Genomic DNA, 412 nt, shown 5'->3' with positions numbered 1-412 from the left:
GGAATTGATAGCCCGGCCGCGCTACCGGGAGCTATCGATCGTGCAGCTTGCAAACCAGCAGGTCGATGCACTCCATTTCGCCGCGCCCCGGGATCGCGCGACGCTGATTCGCCATCTGGATCGCCATCTCGCGCAGTTGCCTGACACCACGATGAGCCAACTTCGCGCGCGCTGGATCGCTCAGGGCGGTACGTCGACCGTGGCGCTGCAATTGTCGGACGATGAGCGCGCCATGCTGGCATCGCTGCCCCCGTTGCGGTATGCAGCCGACCCGGATTACATGCCGTACACCTTTGACGACACTGGCGGCGGCCTGCTCGGCATCTTCCCTGAGTACCAGAATTTCCTTTCGCGAACGCTGGGCGTGCAGTTCGAGCGCGTCGCCGTGCGCGACTGGGCCGACGCGCTCGAC

Annotated in this window: 1 protein-coding gene; it reads left to right on the top strand. The window is 64.8% G+C overall.

Features of this window, described 5'->3' with window-relative positions; genetic code table 11:
* Nucleotides 1-40: 40 nt before the first annotated feature.
* Nucleotides 41-412: type 2 periplasmic-binding domain-containing protein (locus C5L12_RS27900; protein ID WP_205839403.1), on the top strand; the 372-nt coding region annotated here is incomplete at its 3' end.

The sequence above is a fragment of the Neorhizobium huautlense genome (assembly GCF_002968575.1).
In the GTDB taxonomy this organism is placed as follows: Bacteria; Pseudomonadota; Alphaproteobacteria; order Rhizobiales; family Rhizobiaceae; genus Neorhizobium; species Neorhizobium huautlense.
This window is presented reverse-complemented; position numbering and strand designations above follow the sequence as displayed.